The sequence below is a fragment of the Alkalibacterium sp. genome (assembly GCF_046484155.1).
In the GTDB taxonomy this organism is placed as follows: domain Bacteria; phylum Bacillota; class Bacilli; order Lactobacillales; family Carnobacteriaceae_A; genus Alkalibacterium.
On the sequence record NZ_JAWOBT010000130.1, the window covers coordinates 1 to 7617 of the forward strand.

Below are 7617 nucleotides of genomic sequence, written 5' to 3' on the forward strand. Positions count from 1 at the left end.
TCTAAATCCATCAATAACAGCATTACCGTCGTCGATAATCACTATATCCGATTCCCTAAGTTGAAACAGATGAAGTGCCATGGTGCACACCGCATCACTGGGAAAATCAAGCGCGCCACTATACACAAAAACCCTTCCGGCTCATACACAGCTACCATCCTCGTCGAGGATGCGGTCAGTGCGTTGCCTAAAACAGGTGCCGTGGTCGGGCTGGATATGGGAATTACCCATCTTGTCATACAATCCGACGACTATAAACTTCCAAACAAACAGTTCGAACGAGCATTGGCACAAAAAAAACGTGTCTGGCAACGAAAATTTGCTCGTCGTCGCGCACAAGCGATCAAAACAATCGAGCAATCAAACGTCGCTGGGGTCGAGCTTAAACTATCTGATTTTCGCAACGTTGAAAAAGCGAAACAACAGGTGGCTCGAATCAACCGCAAAATCGCTAATCAACGCAATGATTACCTGCATCAGTACACGACCCATCTCGTCAAGACCTATGATGTTATCGTCATGGAAGATTTGAAAACCAAAAATCTTATGGCGAATCATCATCTGGCACGGTCAATCGCGGACGCCTCTTGGGGCATCATCAAAACGATGCTTACGTACAAGTGTACCTGGTATAAAAAAGAACTCATCCTTGTTAATCCGCACTATACCAGTCAACTGTGTGCGCATTGCGGGGAGAATACGGGCAAGAAGCCTCTACACGTTCGTATATTCGACTGCCCACATTGTGGCACGTGTGACATTGACCGCGATATTAACGCAGCCATCAACATCCGCAATAAAGCATTCGCCTAACGTAAAAGGCATAAGCGTGGAGCACGCTTTGGTCAATAACCGTAACCTCTGTCTGTTCGTTACTCAGGACGGGTAAGTCAGCGGTCTTCCCAGAAGCTCGGTCATTCATGTCCGAGTAGTTCCCTACGAAGGTAGTCATTCAATTTTCTCTCGATTTTTTGATCAGTCAACGTGGGTGCTTTTTTGATATAACTTTCTGCCTCATCCAGGAGTCTTACCGCTTTTTCATAATCATTTTCTTTTACGAAAGCATAGGTAGCTAATACGCGTTTGGTATCAGCCTGCTTAACATTTTCCTGTTTCTTGAACCACTTATTATTTACAATCTCCGCTACAGCCTTATCATCAGGATGACTTAAAAGCAATACAAAGAGATACTCTTTTAAAACCTCAAATTTCTGTAGCTCCAGCACCTGGTCAAACTGGTCCCATAACGGTCGCAATGTCATCTCCGCTTGATCGAATTTAAATTCTTCGATATCTTTTAATGCCTTAAGCGATAGCATCGTCGTATTATTTCCATCTGTTAACGGTTCTTTTCCAACAAAGTAAAGTAATCCCTGTAGTTCTCGCGCAGTTTTCCCTTTGATCATCCCTGCATGTATCTGAAGCAACTGATTGAATTGGATCTGATATTCTATATTCCTTGAAGCCTTCCACAAATGCATGCCATCGTTTGGCCCCACAGGGATAAGGTTCATCATCGCAAGAACAATTCCAACAACGGTAAACGTGAGGAAGCCTACTTTCACTAATGGGGGGAATGGCATCATCCACATCAGATAGCCCCCTGCCGCCGCAATCAGATTGGCTATGATACCACCCAAATGATATAAAGCGTATGGTGGAGAAGCGATTTTCTCAGGTGGCATCATTAAGCACTGTCCCAGCATACCGGGAACAGGCTGTTTTTTGAGAGTGATTTTTCCTGACTCTTTCACCCATATAAAGCTTAACAATTTAAACATAGAAAAAGAATAGCCTGATAAAAGTCCGGCTACTAAATGACCGGCTTCATGTATGACAATGTGTAAAAAGAAACTAACAACGAAATAGCTCATAAAAACGGGAATATGAATCCAGGTCCAGTCATGGATCGCTGAAAGCATACCCACTTCATAGCCTAAAAAGCCTAACCCTAAGAACGTTATAAAAATATTTAATATTAAAAATACTTGTTTCATTTTGTCAGTCCCTCATTATCTATGTTGAGTCGTGAATTCAATTAACTTTATACTTTTATTTATTGTACCGTTTCTTCATCATCGTTATCTATTTAACTTGTCTGATAAAGTTCGCCAACCTGACCGCTATTCAGATCATGTCGCATCATTTTCATTGTACTGTAAGTACCCGGTACATTTACTCACCCGTGCCAACTACGAGACCGACAATTATCAGCATCACAACCAGCCCGATTTTTTTCAGTCGTTTCATTACTTCACCCCTAGATCATATATCTATACAGCTCGAACATAATTGTCACTGCTACGATGAGTAAGCCAATCGAAACATGAACGTCTTTCTCATTGACCATTACTTTCTCAAAAAAATAAAATAACAGGATAATGCTCAGTATGAATTGAAGACTGTACAAGAAGTAATTTTCAGTGGATATGAATAAACCGGGTACGCTCTCATAGACCGCTGTCGTGACTGATAATATTACAAATAATATTGGTATTCTCAATTTCATTGTCATGATTGATATCCCCTCTCATAGTTAACTATATAATTAGTTAGAAATGTAACGTGATTGAAACGAGCCTTTTTGAGCATCCACTTTGTAAGTTCAAGTTTGCTTTTCCCGCTGGCTCATTCAAATTATATTCTTTTCTGTACTAATAATTTTATTTTATATTGTTAATTGTACGAAAAATATCACTATAGATATTTTTTATTTCATTTTCAGTTAGTTCTTCTTCATCTTCTCCACTAAATATCCAGTGTTCACCCAATTCATTTTCTGAATGATACAAATATCCAGCTGCATAACTCTTCGGAGAAACCTCCCGGGCATCCTCGTAATTAATATTATCAAACACAAAGGGAGCGTGAGTTTTTGTAGTGCCAATAAAAAAGACTGGGATGTCTAACTTATTATAATGGTCAATATACTTATCATTAGATGCTTCGACTAAGTTTTCCGGCATTATGAATAGTGCATCTCCCTGTACATTCAGAGAACCGTCTTCGTCTTCCAAATCACTAAATTCTGCACTAGAAAATGAAATGTTTTCTTCTGAAACATCTGGAGTATCCCCAATCACACTTATTCTTAATACGTCTCCTGTATATGTATCGAGGTTACTGTTGGAACAACCTGAAACATACACACTTAGTAATAAGGCTAAACAAAGAACCCATTTTTTTCTCAACACTTGCAACTCCTCCTTTTAGTCCAATCACTACAATGGTCACTTAAAGCTCAATTAGTCACACTTTTTGAGTCCTTCTTTGTGAGCATCTTCCAAAAAAGAACCAGCAGATATATTCCATAGACTGTCGCAATTATACCTTGAAAGTAAAAATTGATAACCGCGGTGCTTCCATGGAAAATAACTGTGAAAAGAGATATATAGGTTAGTACCTTTAACTTAACTTTCTTTTCCAGCATATGCCATATGTTCCATATCGAATACAGAAATACTCCTACTGCTATGATCGAATATAATATCAGAAAAAAGTCTGTATTGTATACATCGAGCGTATAGGTCAGCATCCCCCAGGTCAGGCCAAAGAACAACGGATATAAGATTTTCTTCAACACGGTCGAGTTTGACTCATTCAGCATCTTTTCAGGTCAACTCCTTCATCAAAATTTCCACTGTGTTCTAAAATTCATTTCTTTCAGTCAATAAAGATTTCCCCGACCTGACCATCCGTTAGATCATACCGCATCATTTCCAGTGTATTATAAGTACCCGATGCATTGAATAGTATCGAATCACCGACCTTTATCAGACTTTCGACATTGCTTGAAGCGTAAACACGTTCATTCTTCGAGCCAGTATGATCTGTCAGATGAACGCCGTGACTTGGATGGAAATCATCGTCAGATCTAAGCGTGTAAATGATTTTGTCGTCTGTGAGTGTGTAAGTCCCGATGGGCCGGTCGACGAGAGTTACGGAGCCGGACGTTCCATCTACTGTACTCTTATACAGTTTATCGTCCGAGCCGATGTAATAGTAATAGCCATCGTGTCTGACGAGATCATTTGCCGATTCATTGAGTATGACATCTCTCTCACTGCCATCCAGACTCAGTCGCTCGACAACCTCTTCATGACTGACGAGCAACTCGTCACCGTAGACGGCAATGTCTCTTGCCTCGACATCGAGTAGCCGTTCGAGATTTCCACCGTTCAGATCCATATGGTAGACGTTATAGTTATCCATAGTATTAATGAAACAGATGCCGTTTTCAGTGACGTGGACATCTTCAATGTAGCCTAAATCGTAAAGGATCTGTTCATTCGTTCCGTCCGTTTTCATTGTGAACAGTGATTCATCCCTGGTGTAATAGAGCCAGTCACCCGCGAGGTTCAAATTTTCGAACCGGTAATACGGTTCACCTTTCATCAGTAACTTTTCATAATTCAATTCGTTATCCGTTTTGATGAGTGTATTGTTTCCATGACTATAGAAAATGTGTTCATCGTTCTCAACACCAATACCGTTATTATTGATGTTTTGGACAGAAATACCTGCCACACTTCCCCCTTTTATATCAGTTTCAGTCGCAGCAGCTTCGACATTATGACGCATCACTTTAATTTCCCACAGCAATCCACTTTGCGTGATAAAAGGCAGCAGGATAAAACCGGTGGTGACTGTGGCTTTTAACGCCCGAAATACTGTCCATTTCTTTTTGACTGGTTCTCCTTTGATAGCTTTAGACAGTGCCGTCACATAGTGTAGCGGTCCTTCTATCTTTGCCGTCTGATCCGTATAGTGAATCTCTACCTTGTCATTGATCACTAAGTTGAAGGGAACATCGAATGTAGGTCTGACAGTCAACGTGTCTCTTCTGCGGTCGATTATTTCCCAACCGTTCTCTGATAGTGTTCGTTCCAAGTGACTTTGACCGTCTATCTCTTCCTCAAGTGACTGGTGTTGAAATTTCTCATGCATCCATTGCACTAATAAACCCAAATATAATAAGGTAAAAGACCAGTGAAGGTTCATTGACGTCCCAAAGACGATCTGGTAAAGAACTAAAACCAGTGAAACTGTCGGTATATAAAGAAATAGTATACTTCTTAGTCCAAGACTGATCCAGTTTCCTATCTTATTCATCGTTCCTTCAGTCCCTTCTAGAAAATCGATTTGAATTGAAATTTGTATATGTTTATACTTTCTATTGTAGCAAAACTCACCCCTTCAAGAAAGCGCTTATGGGAATTAGAAAAAGCCAATCCCTTGCTTCACTATCAAAGATTAAGTATAAAAATTTTCACCATCTTAAAAGTCATTCTGAAATCAGATTAAAGAATAAAGAATATACAACGAGCGCAATATTAAAAATGAACGCATGCAGCGATTGATAAGACTTTAATTCCCTGTCTTTTCTTTATTGCGTTTGTACTGAATGTAAAATGACCCGAATAGCGTTATTAGGATAAATATCAATCCCCATAGTTGTCCAGCAATCATTAATCCATAGCCGATGAATATGGATGATCCCAGTAAAACGTTGATCAATATTTGCATTTCTATCTCAACTCCTTCGGTTTAAATTGCTACAAAAAAATAAGCTGAATGTAGAATCAGTTTTTCTTCAGCTCCACATAAAGCTTATTATACTGACATTAATGTATATTAGACGAGGACTCCATACGTCATCACCATAATAGCGAGGATAAAAACCGCCATAAGTAACACGTCCAATACCCCTATTTTCTTTATACGAATTCAGTTTTTGACATAAAGAATCAAAGAAATCAAAGCCCCTGTTAGCAGAATCATTTGTACGATTCCTATTGAATAATAGCCTTAATAATTTCCCTCCGGTAGAGCTATGTACAAAGCTTATATTCCAATCAATAGAACATCTATAAGACACAACATTTGAAAACTCTTCTTAGTAGACATTTTGTGGTCTCTCCATTCTAGGGTGCTTTTAATTACTAAGCCTAATCTATTTATACCCAGAAATATAAGCGGCGAATTTATGGCGAGCCTGTTTTCTTATGGTATCGATATGATTGTACCTATCTAAAAATTCAGTAGCGTAATCTGTGTTTGCACTATGAAGACTCAAAGATACTTCACTCGTTTCTTTCGCTAAAGGAATTTTTCCATAATTTACACCAACGACTGATAAATATGGCTTGTTTTCAGATCGATGCAGAAGGAGCAAGTAATCTCTACCCGTGATCATTTTTTCATATCCTAATATATGATATTTCAATCTTTTTACCGCATCGTACGCTTCATTTTCCAGTAGTGTAAATGTTTCTCCAGCATTTAGGAGATGACCAGCCACTACTTTTTTGATTTTGAAATCAGACAGCGTATAGGCTTTCTGAATACTTCCTTGTTCATTTTTTATTAGCTTAGAAACATGCTCTGATACTTTTTCGGCAATAACAATGACCTCAGACTCTTCTTCGACATCAGATAAAGATCTGTATTCATCTATACTCGCATCTAAAATAAGGTGCTCATCAAATAGATGATCTCCCATTCCATTACCAAAAAGATTTTTTGAACGGCTTTTATCCGGCATAGTACTTTTTTTAATTTCAAGAAAAATAACCACCCCTATAACTAATAACACTGCACCCACTAATAATAGTTTCATATTCCACTCCCTACGACTCAATATATTTCACTCTTAACTCAACTTATTTATCTGATAGTGATTGTAGCTTACCCTTGATAACTGCAATAGTAGTTTTTTTAAGAACAAGATAATAATAAACTGAATTAGCTGTCCTGTAACTGGTATACTGTGTTACACTGATTAAAAAGTAATGGAACATCCCTGTTCCATAGCCGGAGGCGATCACTATACTTGGTGAAAAATTAAGAAAATTAAGAACCGAAAAAAATATATCTCAAATCGAATTGGCAAGTAAATTATTCGTCACAAGACAAACAATAAGTCGATGGGAGCGAGGAGAAACAATACCTAGTACAGATAACATCGTTCAGTTATCAAATTTTTTTGACGTTGAGACGGCTTATTTTTTGGAAACATTCAAATCCATTGAAAATGCTTATAATAAAAACCCGAACGTGTTCTACCAAATAAAAAAATTCTTAAGTATTTATAAGTTAGATATCTACATATTCTCATTACTCATTTCGCCATTTTTCTATATCCTGATAACACCTTTATCATACTTAGGTTTATTCTACTCATATAAATACAAAAAAAAATATACCCCTATAGTAATTATCTTAGTAATTACTTTAACGATATATTTTTCTTTTGATATGATTTATATACTGAGACTTTTGTTTGGCAGTGGGACTTCTACTACTGAGATATTTATTGACTAGTCAACACTTTTTCAAACAACTTTATTTGTCAAATCAAGCTAAAAATCTGTGAACTACATCGGCACTGAAGTACCGAGCTTCTGGGAACGCCCTTAACTTACCTGTTTTGCACGAATGCTTACAGGCAGAGGTTTAGGCTGTTTGACCAAGGCATGTCCCATGCCAATGGATAGGATGTTTTTCGCCGCATTTACATCACGGTCGTGGTGTGCGTGGCAGGCTGGGCATGTCCACTCTCGAATGGCCAGCCCGTGTTTGCCGTCATCATGTCCGCAAGACGAACAGACCTGTGAG

9 protein-coding genes are annotated in these 7617 nt (G+C 38.5%); 2 read left to right on the top strand and 7 right to left on the bottom strand.

Features of this window, described 5'->3' with window-relative positions:
• Positions 1 to 21 precede the first annotated feature (21 nt).
• On the top strand, positions 22 to 813 hold the full coding sequence (locus tag R6U02_RS09205; RefSeq protein ID WP_410263325.1) for an RNA-guided endonuclease InsQ/TnpB family protein: 792 nt from the start codon (positions 22 to 24) through the stop codon (positions 811 to 813).
• A gap of 101 nt (positions 814 to 914) precedes the next feature.
• Here R6U02_RS09205 and R6U02_RS09210 read toward each other — a convergent pair whose 3' ends face one another.
• From R6U02_RS09210 to R6U02_RS09235, 6 genes are all read right to left on the bottom strand, one after another.
• Positions 915 to 1997: a M50 family metallopeptidase gene (locus R6U02_RS09210; RefSeq protein WP_410263318.1), complete on the bottom strand. Its 1083-nt coding sequence runs from the start codon at positions 1995 to 1997 to the stop codon at positions 915 to 917.
• 263 nt (positions 1998 to 2260) lie between these two features.
• A complete protein-coding gene (locus R6U02_RS09215; protein ID WP_410263319.1) occupies positions 2261 to 2515 on the bottom strand; it encodes a hypothetical protein in 255 nt (84 codons plus the stop codon).
• 148 nt (positions 2516 to 2663) lie between these two features.
• Complete coding sequence (locus tag R6U02_RS09220; protein ID WP_410263320.1) at positions 2664 to 3194, bottom strand: hypothetical protein; 531 nt, start codon at positions 3192 to 3194, stop codon at positions 2664 to 2666.
• Positions 3195 to 3663: 469 nt separating this feature from the next.
• The gene (locus tag R6U02_RS09225; RefSeq protein ID WP_410263321.1) at positions 3664 to 5112 is read right to left on the bottom strand and encodes a DUF5050 domain-containing protein; all 1449 of its coding nucleotides are present in this window, start codon (positions 5110 to 5112) and stop codon (positions 3664 to 3666) included.
• A 255-nt stretch (positions 5113 to 5367) separates the two neighbouring features.
• Positions 5368 to 5526, bottom strand: coding sequence for a hypothetical protein (locus R6U02_RS09230; RefSeq protein ID WP_410263322.1), 159 nt, complete (start codon positions 5524 to 5526; stop codon positions 5368 to 5370).
• Between the two features lie 427 nt (positions 5527 to 5953).
• Positions 5954 to 6619: a hypothetical protein gene (locus tag R6U02_RS09235; RefSeq protein ID WP_410263323.1), complete on the bottom strand. Its 666-nt coding sequence runs from the start codon at positions 6617 to 6619 to the stop codon at positions 5954 to 5956.
• A gap of 209 nt (positions 6620 to 6828) precedes the next feature.
• On the opposite strand from R6U02_RS09235, the gene R6U02_RS09240 reads away from it, so the two are divergent.
• A complete protein-coding gene (locus R6U02_RS09240; protein WP_410263326.1) occupies positions 6829 to 7323 on the top strand; it encodes a helix-turn-helix domain-containing protein in 495 nt (164 codons plus the stop codon).
• Between the two features lie 92 nt (positions 7324 to 7415).
• Here the strand turns inward: R6U02_RS09240 and R6U02_RS09245 are convergent.
• A partial coding sequence (locus tag R6U02_RS09245) for a zinc ribbon domain-containing protein (protein ID WP_410263324.1) occupies positions 7416 to 7617 on the bottom strand: 202 nt, incomplete at its 5' end.

Bases quoted from the DNA above. Each gene is read 5' to 3' on its own strand.
- R6U02_RS09210 (WP_410263318.1), bottom strand. From the start codon at position 1,997: ATGAAACAAGTATTTTTAATATTAAATATTTTTATAACGTTCTTAGGG.
- R6U02_RS09215 (WP_410263319.1), bottom strand. From the start codon at position 2,515: ATGACAATGAAATTGAGAATACCAATATTATTTGTAATATTATCAGTC.
- R6U02_RS09225 (WP_410263321.1), bottom strand. From the start codon at position 5,112: ATGAATAAGATAGGAAACTGGATCAGTCTTGGACTAAGAAGTATACTA.
- R6U02_RS09230 (WP_410263322.1), bottom strand. From the start codon at position 5,526: ATGCAAATATTGATCAACGTTTTACTGGGATCATCCATATTCATCGGC.
- R6U02_RS09235 (WP_410263323.1), bottom strand. From the start codon at position 6,619: ATGAAACTATTATTAGTGGGTGCAGTGTTATTAGTTATAGGGGTGGTT.